The sequence below is a fragment of the Necropsobacter massiliensis genome, from assembly GCF_000827595.2.
GTDB lineage: Bacteria > Pseudomonadota > Gammaproteobacteria > Enterobacterales > Pasteurellaceae > Necropsobacter > Necropsobacter massiliensis.
In genome coordinates this window covers 1-206 of record NZ_LN776220.1, presented here as the reverse complement: position 1 = coordinate 206, position 206 = coordinate 1, and the positions used below count along the sequence as shown (strand labels likewise).

Below are 206 nucleotides of genomic sequence, written 5' to 3'. Positions count from 1 at the left end.
GCTAGTTGCAAAGTCCCTTGTGTAATAGCAAGCTCTGGTGTACCTGTCGCAATGCCAACTGTCATTTCAAGCAAACGTTTCTGATATTGCAATTTATAAATTTCTTTATAAAGTGCGGTCTTTTCTTCTTCCGTTTTGGCTTGTTTTATTTTTTCCCGCAATTCAGCCTGTTTCGGTAACACATAAGCATCAATGGTCGAAAACGC

The 206-nt window shown here is 39.3% G+C and carries 1 protein-coding gene; it reads right to left on the bottom strand.

From position 1 onward, the window contains the following. Window positions 1–206: hypothetical protein (locus tag BN3349_RS11960; protein WP_040977604.1), on the bottom strand; the 206-nt coding region annotated here is incomplete at both ends.